Source organism: Xenophilus sp. Marseille-Q4582, assembly GCF_916700565.1.
GTDB lineage: Bacteria > Pseudomonadota > Gammaproteobacteria > Burkholderiales > Burkholderiaceae_C > Xenophilus.
In genome coordinates this window covers 794,682-808,814 of record NZ_CAKAKO010000004.1, presented here as the reverse complement: position 1 = coordinate 808,814, position 14,133 = coordinate 794,682, and the positions used below count along the sequence as shown (strand labels likewise).

Here is a 14,133-nt window from a genome sequence, read left to right as displayed (position 1 = left end):
TCACTGGGCCGCAGCGGTCTGCGGGCGCATGTAGGCCAGCGTGCTGCCCACCAGCGCCCGCACGCCCACGCGCAGCGCCTTCTCGTCGACCATGAACTCCGCCGAGTGGTTCGGCGCACCGCGGCGGTCTGTGTAGGGCGAGGCATTGAGGTGCCAGAACACGATCGGGATGTTCTTGCCGAAGGAGCCGAAGTCCTCCGAACCCATGGTCGGCGGCACCTCGCGCGCCTTGCCTTCGCCCGCGGCCGCCTCCAGCGCACCGATCACGCGCTGTGTCGCGGCCGGGTCGCTCACCAGCACCTCGTAGCCCGTGTCGATGCTCACCTCGGCCGTCAGCCCGTGGCTTTCGGCGATCCTGGTCGCGCGCAGGCGGATGTTGTCGTGCGCGATCTTCTGGTTCTTCTTCGACAGCGAACGCACCGTACCCGCGATCTCCGCCGTGTCCGGCAGCACGTTGGGCCGGTTGCCGCTCTGCAGCTGGCCCACCGTGACCACCGTGGTGCCGTCCAGCGGGTCGATGCGGTGGCTCACGATGTTCTGCAGCGCCACCACGATCTCGGCGGCCGCCAGCGTGGGATCGTTGGCCGACCAGGGCGAGGAACCATGGCCGCCCTTGCCGTTGAGCTTGATCTTGAACACGTCGCCGCTGGCCATCAGGCTGCCGCGGCGGTAGTTGATCTGGCCCGAGGGAAAGCCGCCATTGATGTGCTGGCCCATTACCACGTCCACCTTCGGGTTGTCGAGCACGCCCGCCTGCACCATGGCCGGTGCGCCGCTCAGCACCGGACCCGGGCCTTGTTCCTCGGCCGGCTGAAACAGGAAGACCACGGTGCCCGGCAGATCGGCGCGCATCTGCGACAGGGCCTGCGCCGCCCCCAGCAGCATGGCCACGTGCGTGTCATGGCCGCAGGCATGGAACACCGGCACCTCCTTGCCCAGCCAGGTGCCCTTGGCCGTGGATTTGAAGGGCAGGTCGTTGCGCTCTTCCACCGGCAGCGCGTCCATGTCGGCGCGCAGCGCCACCACCGGACCGGGCTGGCCGCCGCGCAGCACGGCCTTGATGCCGGTCTTCGCGATGCCGGTCTGGACCTCGATGCCGGGCATCTTCTTCAGCGCCTCGGCCACATAGGCGGCCGTCTGCACTTCCTGGTAGGAAAGCTCCGGGTGCTGGTGGATGTGGCGGCGCCATGCGATGACCTGTGCCTCGGTGGCATCGGCCAGTGACAGCGCCTGCGCGCGCAGGGCATCGGCACCGCCAGCGCCCTGGCTCCAGGCGCTGACGGACAGCAGGCCCGCCCCCAGCAGCGAGGCCAGGCGGGAAGAAAGACGGAAGGGAGGCGTCATGAGAGGGAACCCAAGCAAAGGTGGATGGGAAAAGGGGCCGGCGACCCGAACGCCGCGCACGGTAGCGCAGATGGCCGTGCGCCAGAAGACAAGGAAAATTCGTCAGCGATCAAATTGGTTGATCACCCCACTTTGCGCTGAAGCGATGAACCTGCGCCATCTGGAGATCTTCAAGGCCGTGGCAGAAGCCGGCAGCCTGCGCGCCGCGGCGCGTCAGGCGGCCCTGACCCAGCCAGCCCTGACCTACGCCATCCGCGAGCTGGAACGCAGCGTGCGCGCGCCCCTGCTGGTGCGCAGCAGCGCCGGCGTGGTGCCGACGCCGATCGGTGAAGTGCTGCTGCGCCGCGCGCAGGGCTTGCTCGCCGAAGTGCGTCGCACCGAAGAGGAGCTGGCCTGGCTGCGCGACGGCGTGGCCGGTTCGCTGCGCGTGGCGCTGAGTTCCTTCGCCATGGCCAGCCTGTTGCCCGCCGCGCTGCAGGACTTTCGCCGGCAGCAGCCGGGCGTGAGCCTGGACCTGCAGGAATTCAGCGGCGAGGCCTCGCAGCTGTGGGCGCACCGCGAATTCGACCTGGCCGTGCTCAGCGAAATGCAGGCGCCGCCCGGCGCGGCCGCCGACGACACCCAACGCGAACTGCTGCTGGAGTTTCCGCTGCGCGTGGTGGCGCGCACCGGCCATCCGCTGGGCCGCGCACGCAGCTTCGGCCGGCTCGGCGCCGCGATGTGGGTGGTGCCCGGCTATGCGGTGCAGGCCTTGCACAGGCTGCTGCCCGCCGACGCACAGCCTGCGGCCGCACCGGACATCATCCGCTGCCATTCCATCCACCTCGGCCTGACGCTGGTGCGCAAGGCCGATGCCCTGAGCCTGGTGGCGCAATCGCTGTTCGACAACCAGCGCCTGTCGCGCGGCCTCGTCGCGCTGCGCCTGAAGGAGCCGCTGCCCACGGTGCAGCTGTCGCTGCTCACGCCGGCGCAGCGGCGACCCGGCAGCGCGGGGCAGGTCTTCATGGCATGCATCCGCCGGGCCGCCGCGGCGCTGCACCACCGCCCGGGCGAAGGCGCACGCCGCGCGGCCCAGCCCTGAACAGGCCCGGCCGGCCCCTGCGCGCATGCCCTGAGCGCCTGTTCAGCGTATCTCTGCGGTCGCGCAGCCCAAAAGCTTCAGGTATGCCGCGCGCAGTCCACCATCAGCTCGCGCAGCCACATGTGGGCCGGCGAATGGTCGGTGCGCGCATGCCAGAGCATGCGCACGTCGAAGGTGGGCAGATCCAGCGGCAGGTCGAATGGCGCCACGTCGGCCATGCGCGTCATGCGCCGCGCCAGACGCGCGGGAATGCTGGCCACCATGTCGGAGGTCTCCAGCACGAAGGGCAGCGCCAGGAAGCTGGGCTTGGTCATCTGCACGCGCCGCCGCAGGCCGTGCGGCTCCAGCGCGGCATCGATCTGCACGTTGTAGATCTGCGCCGAGCCGAGCTCGATGGTCACGTGCGGCAAGGCGCAGAAGCCCGCCACGTCCAGCGCCTGGCCGTGCACCGGGTGGCCGCGCGCGGCCAGGCCCAGGAACCGGTCCGAGAACAGGCGGCGGCCCTTGAGGTATTCGGGCGCGTGGGGGAAGTAGGTCAGCGCCAGGTCCAGCTCGCCCGCGGCCATCATTTCTCCGAAATGATCGGGGTTGGTCTGCAGCACCTGCATGCGCACGTTCGGCGCTTCGGTGCGGATGCGGCGCATCACGGCCGGCATCATCAGCAGGTCGATGTAGTCGATCACGATGAGGCGGAAGGTGTGGGCCGCCTGGGCCGGGTCGAAGCGCGGCGGCTCCAGCACGCGTTCGAGCGCGACGATCGCGTCCTGCACGCGCGGCCACAGCAACAGCGCGAGTTCGGTCGGCATCCAGCCCGTGCCGCTGCGCATCAGCAGCTCGTCGCCGAGCAGATCGCGCAGCTTGGCCAGCGACACGCTCATCGAGGACTGGCTGATGTCCAGCCGCTCGGCCGCGCGCGTGACGTGGCGCTCGCGCAGCAGGGCGTCGAAGGCGCGCAGCAGTTGCAGGTCCAGGTCGTGCATCTTCATGGCCCGCGATCTTGCCTGCCCGGGCCCTTCCCCGTGGAAACCCTTGCCCTTCATCGGCCAATGCGATGGCCGGCATCGGCAGGCGCAATGGCGCGGGCCCGCGAGCCCCTTCACACTGCGCCCCGTCCGGACCCTTCCTCCTTCCGACATCCTCACGAGACACACACCATGGCACTTCCCCAGATCCGGCTCACACGCGACGAGATGCGCAAGCGCGTGGCCTTCTTCAAGGACATCAAGGGCTTCGACGGCGGCCTGCCCGACAGCCAGTACCCCAGCGCGGTACGCAAGCTCTACAACGCGATCGGCTTCCAGCCGCCCAAGGGCAAAGGCGGCGCCGATGTGGTCTCGCCCGTGGGCGCGCAGGCGGCCGCGAACTCTGCCATCCCGATCAGCGAGGGCTTCAACCTGGGCTTTTGCGAAGCCAAGCCGGGCAACGGCCCGATGATGCACAACCACGACACGAACGAGACCTTCATGCCGCTCACGGGCCGCTGGCGCTGTTCGTGGGAAGTGGATGGCCAGGTCGAGTATTTCGACGTCGGCCCGTGGGATGTGTGCTCCTTCCCGCCCGGCGTGAACCGCCGTTTCGAGAACATCACGCACGACGAGCCGACGCAGACCCACTTCCTGATGTTCGTGATCAGCGGCAACGCGCCCGAGGCGGACTTCACCGAAGAGGCGAAGAAGACGCTGCGCGAGGAAGGGTACCTCGCGGCATGAGCGCCGCCCGGTCGCCCGAAGGCGTTTGCGTGGGCACCGCGCTCGCCCACCCGGCCCCACCGGAGCTGGCGCACTGGACCGCGCAACAGCACTGGCGCAGCTTCACCGACGGCTCGCCCGCGCTCTGGCGTTTCAGCGACAACGGGCGCGCCGGCCCAGCGCTCGTGCTGCTGCCCGGCGCGCTCGGCGATGCCGCCAGCGCCTGGCGCATCGCCGAAGCCTTCGACGCGCAGCAGCGCGTGATCGCCATCACCTACCCCGGTGGCCTGGATGCGGTGGCGCTGGCCGATGGACTGTCGGCCCTGCTGCGCGAGCTCAACGCCGGCGCGGTGGCGCTCTGGGGTTCCTCGTACGGCGCTTGGTGGGCGCAGGCCTTTGCGCAGCGCCACCCGCAGCAACTGCGCGCGCTGTGGCTGGGCAACACCTTCAGCGATGGCGATGACCTGAAGGGCGCGGCGCTGTTCGATGCGGATTGGCTGCAGGCTGCCTCGTCGGCCGAGGTGCTGGCCCGCTGGGACCAGGCCCTCGCGGCCCGACCCGACGACGAGCTGCGTGCCGTGCAACTCCACATGCTGCACCGCGTGATCCCCGTGGCGCAACTGCACGGGCGGCTGCGGCAGGTGTCTCGCGCGCCGCTGCTGCCGGCCGCGGGCACGGTGTCGCGCACGGTCATCTGCCATTGCGACGACGACCTGATCATCGGCCCGGCCGTGCGCGCGCGCGTGCTGCAGCGCTATCCCGAAGCGCGGCAGGTGCACCTGCCGCGCGGCGGCCATTACCCCCACATCGTCAGCGCACCGGAGCTGGTGCAGGCCATGCAGGCCTGGCTGGCCGCTGACTGACAAGCCAGGAGACAAGAACATGCCCATCCCCGTCACCACCTTCGCCACCCGCCGCCAGGCCCTCGCCCGGCTCGCGCTGACGGCCGCCGCGCCGCTGGCCTCCTCTGCGCTCTTCGCCCAGGGCAAGTGGCCCAGCAAGCCGATCAAGCTGGTCGTGCCCTTCGCGGCCGGCGTCTCGCCCGACGTGGTGGCGCGCATCGTGGCCGAGCCGCTGGGCCGCGCGCTGGGCCAGCCACTGCTGGTGGACAACCGCGCCGGCGCGGCCGGCATCATCGGCGCCGAAGTGGCGGCCAAGAGCCCCGGCGACGGCTACACGCTGTTCATGACCGTCAACTCGATCATGGGCATCAACCCCAACGTCTACACGCGTCTGCCCTACGACACCTTCCGCGACTTCGCGCCCGTCACGCAGGTGGCGCTGGTGCCCTACGTGCTGGTCACCGGGCCGAACCAGCCCGACACATCGCTCAAGGACCTGCTGGCACGCGCCAAGGCCAAGCCCGGCGCGGTGGAGTACGGTTCGCTGGGCGTGGGCTCGGGCCCGCATGTGGTGATGGAGATGATGAACAACATGGCCGGCGTGAAGATGGTCCACGTCCCCTACAAGGGCAGCCCGCTCACCGACGTGATGGCCGGCCAGGTGCCGCTGGCCTTCGAGCCCGCGACCACGGCCATTCCGCTGGTCAAGAGCGGCAAGCTGCGCGCGCTGGCCGTGACCAGCCCCAAGCGCAGCGCCGCCCTGCCGGAGGTGCCGGCCGTGGCGGAACTGCTGCCGGGCTACGACGGCGACGGCTGGCAAGGCTTCTACGTACCGGCCGCCACGCCCCAGCCGATCGTCGCGCGCTTCAACGAGGAAATCGTCAAGGTGCTGCGCCTGCCCGACGTGCAGCGCAAGCTGGTCGAGCTGGGCCTGCAGCCGGTGGGCAATTCGGTCGAGGAGTTCTCGCGCATTTCCCGCAGCGAGTACGAGAAGTGGAGCCGGATCGCGAAAGCGAACCACATCCGCATCGACAGCTGAAGCCAGCGGCCGGCGCGGGGCGCGGCCTGCGTGTCAGGCGCGCGTCCAGCGCCACCATTCGCTGCGCAGTCCGCCGGGGCCGCCAGCCTCCACCACGCCCACCAGCGCACCCGCCGCGCCTGCGCCATGCAGGCCCATCCAGATGGCTGCGTCCACGTCGCGGGCCGCGACGAAGGCCGCATCTCCCTGCCAGTGCAGCGCCTGTGCGAGCGCGGCCAGCGTGATGGCCGGCTGGCTCTGCATGAAGGTGAAGGGCATGGGCAAGCCTTCGCGCGACTGCGCGAGGGCGGCGCGCTGCGCCTGCGCGGGGCCGCCCCGGCTCAGCAGGCGCAGGCGCGCGGTCGGCGGCAGGGCCGCCTCGCCCGCCGCGTGCAGGCAGCGCAGCGCCCCGTAGAGCGCCACTTCGGTCCATTCGCCGAGCCGGCGCGGGCGATGGCCCAGCCGGCGCGCCAGTTCGTCGTGCCAGTCCGGCGTCAGCGGCGCCTGGCCCTCATGGGCCTGGAGGCGCCAGCCGCCTGCGCCCGGGACGCTGCGCGCGCCGCCGGTCATGGGCGTTGCGCCTCGAGCACCAGGGCGCTGTGGCCGCCGCCGAAGCCCAGGGTGTGGAAGAGCACGCGGTCCACGCGCGGCGATGGCGCGGCGGCCCGCGCCCAGCGCAGGCCGAAGGCCGGGTCGGGCTGCGCATCGGGCGGCAGCGCGGCCGGATCGATGCCGTCTTCCAGGCAGCCCAGCAGCAATGCCAGTTCCACGGCCGCGGAAGCGCCCATGCAATGGCCGATCCAGGGCTTGAAGCCCATCAACGGCGGCGTGGCGGCCGGCGTGCCGAACAGCGCCCGCAGGGCCTGCGCCTCGGCCGCATCGTTGCCGGGGCTGCCCGCGGCCTGCACCTTGATCCGATCCACCTGTTCCGCGCGGCAGCCGGCCTCGGCCAACGCCTGGCGCGCCGCCGCCTCGAGGGCCTGCGGCACGGCGCCCGTGGGCTGGCTGCCGTCGACCACATTCGCCGCGCCGGCCAGGCGCCAGCGCGTGGGCCGGGTCTGCAGATGCAGCGCCGCCACGGCCTGCCCCGGCACCAGGCCGTCGCGCTGGGCCGCGAAAGGCCGCGCCCGGCCCGGCGACAGCAGCTGCAGGCCGGCGAAGCCCGCGGGGGTGAAGCCGTTGTCCATCTCCACGCCCAGCACCAGCGCGTGCTCCGACTCGCCCGCGCGCAGCCAGTCGCGCGCGGCGCACAGCGCCTGCGCGGCCGACGTGCAGGCGGTGGAAAAGCAGAACACCGGGCCGGGCCAGTCCAGCGCATGCGCCACCGCGTCGGCAAGGCTGCAGAGGTCGCCCGCGAACGCCGCGCCGCCGTGCCGCGCCTGCTCTTCCTCATGGCCCATGTCGAGCGAGGAGGAGCCGATGAAAAGCGGCAGGCCCGGCCGGGCCGGCACACCGGCCTGCGCCACGACGGCGCGCACGGCCTGCGCCAGCCGCTGCTGCCAGGTTCCGGCCAGGGGCGGCAGCGCGTGCAGCGGCCAGGCCTGGCCGTCGGCGAGCGTCATGCGCGCGGCGGGGCGCGGCGCCTGCAGCAGGGCGGCCTTCGCCGGCGCCCAGCCCCAGCCGAGGCTGCTGACCAGGCCGCGGCCTGCGATGAACACCGGCGCGGCGCTCATGGGGTGCTGCGCGCATGCCGCGCGAGGATGGCTGCGGCTTCGGCCGGCGACCTGAGCTCGACCCACACGTGGCCGGACCAGGCCGGGTCCGCGCGCAGCGCCGCATAGCGGGCGCGGTTGCGTTCGAAGGTGGTCCAGGACCAGCGCAGGATCGAATCGCGCGAGAAGAAGGCCGAGCGCAGCGATTCGCGGTTGCCGTGCCACAACGGCGTGCGCAGCAGCGTGCGCGCCAGCGTGCGGCCCAGCACGCGCCGGAACACGGTGGCGCGGCTGAAGTTGAGCCACACGATGTGCGTGGCGCGCGGCCACAGCGCCTCCCGCACGGCGCTGTAGTTGCCGTCGGCCACCCAGCGCTCGCCCGCGGCGGCCGCATGCACAGCCGCCGCGAACTGCGCGGGGGGCACGGGCTGCCAGTTCGGGCCCCAGTGCAGGGCGTCGAGTTCGATGTGCGCGCCGCCGATGGCCTGCGCCAGCGCGCGGGCGAAGTGCGTCTTGCCCGCGCCGCTGGTGCCGACCACGACGAAACGCATCCCTCAGTTGCGGCGCTCAGGCCGCCGCGCGCCGATGCGCGAGCAGGTGGTCGGCCAGGTGCGCGAGGGATTCCAGCGCGCGGCGCGTTTCCTTGCTGTCGGGCATGCGCACGCCATAGCGCTTCTGGATCGCCATCGACAGCTGCAGCGCGTCCAGCGAATCCAGGTCCAGCCGCGCCTCGGGGCCGAACAGCGGTTCGTCCTCGCGCAGGCCGCCCTCCGGCTCGGGCCGCTCCACGGCGGCCAGCAGCACGGCCGGCAGTTCGGCGATCAGCGCCGCACGGTCCATCCCATCAGCTCCTTCTTCTTCCAAACAGCCAGCCCGCCAGCGCGAACAGCAGCGCCGCCAGCAGCACCAGCCGGCCCACGGGCGCGGCCACGTCGGCCACGCCGCCGCCGCGCAGCAGCACGGTCATCAGCGCCTCCAGCGCCCAGTTCATGGGCGAGGCCTGGGCCACGCGCTGCATGAATTCGGGCATGACGAAAGTGGGCACCATGATGCCGCCGATCGCGGCCATCACCACGTTGAGCGCCGGCCCCGCCGTAGCCGCCTGCGCATGCGTGCGCACGGCGCAGGCCAGCGCCAGCGCCAGCCCGACGGCCGCCAGGCTGATGGCGCCCAGCACCGCGAGCAGCGCGCCGGCCTGCACGCCGGCCAGCGACAACCGGTCGCCGCCCAGCGCGGGCACCCCCCACAGGCCCAGCGCCAGCATCAGCGCCGCCTGCAGCGCGTTCACGCCCAGGTAGGGCAAAGCCTTGGAGGCCAGCATCACGCCGCGCGGCACGCCCAGGCTCTGCAGCCGGCCCAGCGCGCCCGTGGCCCGCTCCTGCACCACCAGCCCGGCCATGGACGCGACGACGAAGAACATCGCGAACACCAGCCAGGCCGGCACGTTCTGCTGCACGGCCGTCGGCCGCACGGCGCCGCCCGCGAAGCGCTCGGCCTGCACCAGCGCAGCCATGGAGGCGCCATCGCCCCCCAGCGGCGGTGCGCCCGCGACCTGGAAGGCCAGCCGGCCCTTCACTTCGCCCGCCGCGCCCACCAGTTCGGCGCGCAGGGCATTGAGCAGGTGGCCGTCGATGCCGGGCTCGGCCAGAAGTTGCATGTGGGCGCTGCGCGGCAGCGCCTCGGCCTCCAGCGCCTCTGAAAGCCCCGGCTGCAGCAGCACCACGTACTTGAGGCGACCGCTGCGCAGCGCCTCGCGCCAGTCGGCCGGCAGCGGCTGCGGGTCGCCATGCGTGCGCAGCCAGGCCGCGCGCACCAGCTGCGCCGGCGCGCCGCGGTCCTGCAGGTCCAGCGCGTAGCGCAGCGTGGTCAGCGGCGGGCTGTAGTACTCCTTGAGCGACAGCGACATGACCACGATGAACACGGCCGGCATGGCGAAGAGCACGGCCAGGCCGTGCACGTCGCGCACCAGGGCGAGCAGTTCCTTGCGGATCAGGGCGGCGAGCATGTCAATCCCGCAAGGCGCGGTGCGTGAGCGCCATGAACAGCTGTTCCAGGCTCGCGCGGCCGAACTCGGCCTGGCGCACGTCCACGCCTTCGGCCTCCAGCGCCACCAGCACGGCGCTCGCGCGCTGGCCGGCGCCCAGGCGCAGGCACCACGGGTCGGGCCCCTGCTCCACCTGGCCCCAGCGCTGCAGGCGCTCGGCGCTCAGGCCCTCGGCGCGCAGGACGAGCAGGGTGGCGCCTTCGGCCAGCAAGTCGTCGAGCGCGCCGTCGCGCAGCACGCGGCCGTGGTCCAGGATCAGCACGCGGTCGGCGATGGCCTCGATCTCCTCCATGTAGTGCGAGGCATGGATGACGGCCGCGCCGCGGTCGGCCAGCGCGCGGATGGCGTCGAGCACGAAGGCGCGCGACTGCGGGTCCACGCCCACGGTGGGCTCGTCCAGCAGCAGCAGCTCGGGCTCCGGCAGCAGCGCGATGGCCAGGTTGAGCCGGCGCTTGAGGCCGCCCGAGAGCTGCTCGGCCCGCACGCCTGCGAAGGCGTGCAGTTGCGCGAAGTCCAGGCAGGCGGCGATGCGCTCGGCGCGCCGCACGCCGCGCAGGCCACTGGCGGCGGCGAAGCAGGCCAGGTTCTCCTGCACCGTGAGCGTGGGGTAGAAGGCCAGTTCCTGCGGCGCCACGCCGATGCGCGTGGGCGTGCGGGCGCGCACCGCGGCCAGCGGCTCGCCATCGACCGTGATGCGCCCGCGCTGCGGGGCCAGCGCGCCCGAAAGATGCGAGATCAAGGTGGTCTTGCCTGCGCCGTTGGGCCCCAGCAGGCCCAGCACCTGGCCCCGCGCAGCCTGCAGGCGCACGCCGTCGAGGGCCGGCGCCGCGGCGCCCGCATAACGATGGAACAGGCCGTCGATGGCGAGCATGGGCGAAGGGAGGCGCCCGCTCAACGCGCGGCGCGGCCGAGTTCGGCGAAGAAGGCGTCTTCCTGCGCGGCCTGCTGGCGCAGCAGCGCGGCCAGCGCGGGCGGATCGACCTTTTCACGCCCCTTGACCATGCGCGCGGCGCGCAGGGCGAACACGCGCCAGTCGTCGCCGATGGCGGTGAGCCGGTCGGAGAAGCTGCGGAACACCTCGCGGCCCGTGATCTGCGCGGCTTCCTGGAGGAAAGCGGCGTAGATGAAGCGAAAGCCCGCGCCGCCGGTGCCGATCTCTTCCTGCATGCGCACCAGGTGACCGATGAAGGCCACCGTGTGTGCCCCGTCCACGGGCAGGCGTTCCAGGCGCCTGGCCAGCGCGCGCATGCCGCGCACGCCGATGATCGGAATGGGCGCGCGCAGGCGGCGCGCGTTGGTGCGGATGGCGCGCAGCACGGCCTCGGGCCGCACCGCCTTCTCGTCGATGGCCTCGGGCCAGTACATCAGGCCCTTGGGCGCCAGCGCGCCCTTGGCGAAGCGCGCGCGCGCCAGGTCGGCGGCGGCGCAGCGCATGGGCGTTTCGAACACCGGGTCGCTGATCAGGTACTCGTCGCCTTCCTTGCCGTAGACCAGCAGGTTGTGCGCGTTGAAGTGAAAGCGCATGTCCGGCGGGAAGTACGGCAGCCAGTAGACCGAGGTCTGCAGGCCCACGGGCCGGCCTTGCGCCAGCAGTGCGTCCAGTTGCTGCTGGCCGGCCTCGGGCGATGCGAAGGTCTGGAAGCGAAAGCGCGCGCCCAGCGGCGACAGCAGGCCCTTGATGATGGCCCGCGGCGGCATGCGGTACGAGATGAGCGGCAGGCCCGAGAGCTTGACGAAGGGCAGGTAGGCAAAAGCCAGCCCGGCCGACAGGCCGAAGGCCAGGCTCTCGGTCATGGGCAGGCCATGGTGGCGCAGCATGTTGGCCATCACGCCGCTTTCGCAATGCGCCGCGTGCAGATGCTCGAAGGCAGGCACGCCCGTCACGGAAGGGGTCGCGGCCGTCATGGCAGGCGCTCCAGCTCGGCCGCCGACAGGCCCAGCGCCTGCGCATAGCGCGCGCGCTGCGCGGCCGTGAGGCGCGCGAAGCCGGCCGGCGTGAGGTGCCGGCGCACGCGCCACTGCCAGAAGCCGCTGGTCTGCGAGAGCAGCGCCACGTCCATGCGGCGCGCGTACATCCAGTATTCGAGCGGCGACGCCCGGCCGGCCTGCACGCGCGTGCGCGCGGCCTCCGCCTGCTGCGCCAGCGCGTCGACGGCATGCAGGGTGCAGATCTCCTCGGCTTCCCAGCCCTGCGAACCCACGGTCACGCTGCGGCCCTGCGCGTCGCGCGCATACATGAGCTTGCGGTGGCCGCCCAGCGTGGCGTTGCCTTCCTGCGGAACGTCGTCGAGTCGCATGGGGAGCCGCCGGTCAGACCGCCTGCAGGTGGATGAAGCCGCTGGAGAAGCGCCCGCTTTCGGGCACGAACATCAGGAGGCGCTGGCCGCGCTGCACGCGGCCCGAGCGCAGCAGCTCGTCGAGCATGATGAAGGGCGAGGCCGAGCCGGTGTTGCCCTTGCTGGCCAGGTTGGTGAACCAGCGCTCGCGCGGAATCGGCAGGCCGATGTCCGCCAGGCATTGCGCCACGGGCTCGGCGAAATAGTGTGACGAGAGATGCGGCAGGAACCAGTCGATGTCCTGCGCGCGCAGGCCGCGCCGCGCCATCACGGCCGCCAGCGGCTCGCCCAGGGTGGCGCGCACGATGTTCTCGTTGAGCAGGCGCACGTCCTGCTTGATGGCGAAGGTGGACTGCGCGGCCCATTGCGCGGGCGGCGTGCGCATGTAGCCCTGGAAGGCGCCCGCTTCGTCACGCTCGCCGCCCGCGTACATGCACACGGGCAGCTCGTGCGCGGCAGAACTCAGGTCCACCCCGTCCACGCGCAGCGGCCGCGGGCCGCGCGCCTCGCGCTCCAGCAGCACGGCGCCGGCGCCGTCAGAGAGCATCCAGCGCAGGAAATCCTTCTCGAAGGCGATCTCGGGCTTCGCTTCGAGTTGCGCCACGCGGTGCGCAATCTCCGGCGCGAAGTGGTCGCCGCGCATGAAGGGGGACACCAGCTCGGAGCCGGTGGCCACGGCGCGCTGCGCATCGCCCGCGCGCACCGCCAGCCAGGCATGCTTGAAGGCGGCGGTACCGGCCAGGCACACGCCCGCGCAGGATACGACTTCCAGCCGCGGCCAGCCCAGCTCGCCATGCACCATCGCGGCATGGCCGGGCAGCAGCTGGTCGGGCAGCGAGGTGCCGGTGGCCAGCACGTCCACGGGCCCGATCTCCGCCGGCTCGCCCAGCGCGCGCACGGCTTCGGCCGTCAGCTGCGCGTTGCTCATGGCCTGCGTGCCCGTGGCCGGATCGATGGCGTAGTGCCGCTGCGTGATGCCGTTGCTGCGCAGCACCAGCCGCCGCGCGCGCGAAGGCCGGTCGCCCACCTGGCCCAGGCGGGCCTCCATGGTGTCGTTGTCCACGGGCGGGAAAGGCAGGAAGGCGGCGGTGCGCGTCAGGAAGACGTCGATCGTCATGGCGAAGGGCGGCGCGGGGCGCCGGGCAGCGGGCCCGACGTGGCCGATCCGGAGGGCAGCTCGTACTGGGCGCGGATTCTATGCAGCCATGCCCGGCACCACGGCCGGGCCAGCGCCTGCAGCGTCAGGCTCACCGGCACGACGGTGATGATGAGCAGGAACAGGAAGAGCACGTACAGCAGCACCAGCGGCTGCCGCGCCGCGCTGCCGGGGCCGCCGACGGCACGGATCAGCTTGCCCCACAGGTAGAAGCTGCGCGTGCCCGCCTTCTCGCTGATGAACAGGCGCGGCTCGGCCTGCACCGCCCCCAGCCCGGCCAGCAGCGGACCGTCGCCGCGCTCGGCATCCGTGGCGAGTGCGCTGCGCAGCGCCTGGCCGAAGCGCGCGCAGCCGTCGATCTGCGCCGGGCTGAGCCCGGCCGCCGGCAGGCCCCAGAAGCCGCCCTTGCGGCCCGTGAGCAGCCAGCGCGGCGTGGTGATGAAGGTGGCCCAGGTGGGACCGGGGTCGGTCAGCACCACGTTGTCGATCAACCGTGCGCCGCAGGCGGCCAGCAGCGCCTTGAACTTGTCGAAGGCCAGCATCCACATGTTGCGGCACGCGATCACGCTCACCACCGGCGTGCCTTGCAGCACGCGCGCGGCCACCGGGTGCTGCAGGAAGGCCGTGACCGGCTGCGACGGGGCCAGGAACCACACCTGCCAGGGCAGGATGACGAGGTCGAAGCGTTCGTCGCCCGTGAGCGCGAGCGGCTGCAGCGGCGCGGGCTGCAGGTGCGCCGATTCGGGAAAGGCGTCGAAGAAGCGCAGCAGCGGCCAGGGGTAGGGAAAGGGTTTTTGTGGCCGCAGGCGCTCTTCATGCAGCGTGACCGCCGGGTCGGCCTTCAGCGGCGCGATCAGGCGGTCGGTGACGGCGTCGAGCTGGCCCGTCTGCGAATAGCGCAGCACCAGCACGCGCTTGGGGCCGGACGCACGGGTGGAGGAAGGCGGATTCACAGCGGCGCAGTTCGGGAAA

At 72.2% G+C, this 14,133-nt stretch carries 16 protein-coding genes; 4 read left to right on the top strand and 12 right to left on the bottom strand.

From position 1 onward, the window contains the following. Entirely contained in the window at nt 1-1,344 is a 1,344-nt protein-coding gene (locus LG388_RS19240; protein ID WP_225784286.1) for a M20 family metallopeptidase, read from the bottom strand. A gap of 145 nt (nt 1,345-1,489) precedes the next feature. Here LG388_RS19240 and LG388_RS19235 point away from each other — a divergent pair, with 145 nt between their 5' ends. Next, the gene (locus tag LG388_RS19235) at nt 1,490-2,425 is read left to right on the top strand and encodes a LysR family transcriptional regulator (RefSeq protein ID WP_225784285.1); all 936 of its coding nucleotides are present in this window, start codon (nt 1,490-1,492) and stop codon (nt 2,423-2,425) included. 77 nt (nt 2,426-2,502) lie between these two features. Here LG388_RS19235 and LG388_RS19230 read toward each other — a convergent pair whose 3' ends face one another. After that, the gene (locus LG388_RS19230; RefSeq protein WP_225784284.1) at nt 2,503-3,411 is read right to left on the bottom strand and encodes a LysR family transcriptional regulator; all 909 of its coding nucleotides are present in this window, start codon (nt 3,409-3,411) and stop codon (nt 2,503-2,505) included. A gap of 168 nt (nt 3,412-3,579) precedes the next feature. Between LG388_RS19230 and LG388_RS19225 the strand changes: the two genes are divergently transcribed. Genes LG388_RS19225 through LG388_RS19215 form a run of 3 tightly spaced genes read left to right on the top strand, consistent with a single transcriptional unit; the run spans nt 3,580 to nt 5,994 of the window. After that, nucleotides 3,580-4,134 (top strand): cupin domain-containing protein, encoded by a 555-nt coding sequence (locus tag LG388_RS19225; protein ID WP_225784283.1) that lies wholly within the window; start codon nt 3,580-3,582, stop codon nt 4,132-4,134. Continuing rightward, on the top strand, nt 4,131-4,976 hold the full coding sequence (locus LG388_RS19220) for an alpha/beta fold hydrolase (RefSeq protein WP_225784282.1): 846 nt from the start codon (nt 4,131-4,133) through the stop codon (nt 4,974-4,976). The genes LG388_RS19225 and LG388_RS19220 overlap by 4 nt, the downstream gene beginning before the upstream one ends. Before the next feature lie 19 nt (nt 4,977-4,995). After that, nucleotides 4,996-5,994, top strand: a complete 999-nt coding sequence (locus LG388_RS19215; protein WP_225784281.1) for a tripartite tricarboxylate transporter substrate binding protein — start codon at nt 4,996-4,998, stop codon at nt 5,992-5,994. A 33-nt stretch (nt 5,995-6,027) separates the two neighbouring features. Here LG388_RS19215 and LG388_RS19210 read toward each other — a convergent pair whose 3' ends face one another. Genes LG388_RS19210 through LG388_RS19165 form a run of 10 tightly spaced genes read right to left on the bottom strand, consistent with a single transcriptional unit; the run spans nt 6,028 to nt 14,114 of the window. Beyond that, the gene (locus tag LG388_RS19210) at nt 6,028-6,543 is read right to left on the bottom strand and encodes a hypothetical protein (RefSeq protein WP_225784280.1); all 516 of its coding nucleotides are present in this window, start codon (nt 6,541-6,543) and stop codon (nt 6,028-6,030) included. Continuing rightward, on the bottom strand, nt 6,540-7,646 hold the full coding sequence (locus tag LG388_RS19205) for a beta-ketoacyl synthase N-terminal-like domain-containing protein (protein ID WP_225784279.1): 1,107 nt from the start codon (nt 7,644-7,646) through the stop codon (nt 6,540-6,542). Before LG388_RS19205 ends, LG388_RS19210 begins: the two co-directional genes overlap by 4 nt. Continuing rightward, complete coding sequence (locus LG388_RS19200; RefSeq protein ID WP_225784278.1) at nt 7,643-8,176, bottom strand: toxin; 534 nt, start codon at nt 8,174-8,176, stop codon at nt 7,643-7,645. Before LG388_RS19200 ends, LG388_RS19205 begins: the two co-directional genes overlap by 4 nt. Nucleotides 8,177-8,192: 16 nt before the next feature. Continuing rightward, the gene (locus LG388_RS19195; protein ID WP_225784277.1) at nt 8,193-8,465 is read right to left on the bottom strand and encodes a phosphopantetheine-binding protein; all 273 of its coding nucleotides are present in this window, start codon (nt 8,463-8,465) and stop codon (nt 8,193-8,195) included. A gap of 4 nt (nt 8,466-8,469) precedes the next feature. Next, entirely contained in the window at nt 8,470-9,630 is a 1,161-nt protein-coding gene (locus tag LG388_RS19190) for an ABC transporter permease (RefSeq protein WP_225784276.1), read from the bottom strand. A gap of 1 nt (nt 9,631) precedes the next feature. Beyond that, nucleotides 9,632-10,540 (bottom strand): ABC transporter ATP-binding protein, encoded by a 909-nt coding sequence (locus LG388_RS19185; protein ID WP_225784275.1) that lies wholly within the window; start codon nt 10,538-10,540, stop codon nt 9,632-9,634. Nucleotides 10,541-10,560: 20 nt separating this feature from the next. Continuing rightward, nucleotides 10,561-11,574, bottom strand: a complete 1,014-nt coding sequence (locus tag LG388_RS19180; RefSeq protein ID WP_225784274.1) for a BtrH N-terminal domain-containing protein — start codon at nt 11,572-11,574, stop codon at nt 10,561-10,563. After that, on the bottom strand, nt 11,571-11,966 hold the full coding sequence (locus LG388_RS19175) for a hypothetical protein (RefSeq protein ID WP_225784273.1): 396 nt from the start codon (nt 11,964-11,966) through the stop codon (nt 11,571-11,573). Before LG388_RS19175 ends, LG388_RS19180 begins: the two co-directional genes overlap by 4 nt. Nucleotides 11,967-11,979: 13 nt before the next feature. Then, nucleotides 11,980-13,122 (bottom strand): beta-ketoacyl-ACP synthase III, encoded by a 1,143-nt coding sequence (locus tag LG388_RS19170; RefSeq protein WP_225784272.1) that lies wholly within the window; start codon nt 13,120-13,122, stop codon nt 11,980-11,982. Next, a complete protein-coding gene (locus LG388_RS19165; protein ID WP_225784271.1) occupies nt 13,119-14,114 on the bottom strand; it encodes a dialkylrecorsinol condensing enzyme in 996 nt (331 codons plus the stop codon). Before LG388_RS19165 ends, LG388_RS19170 begins: the two co-directional genes overlap by 4 nt. Between the last annotated feature and the right edge of the window lie 19 nt (nt 14,115-14,133).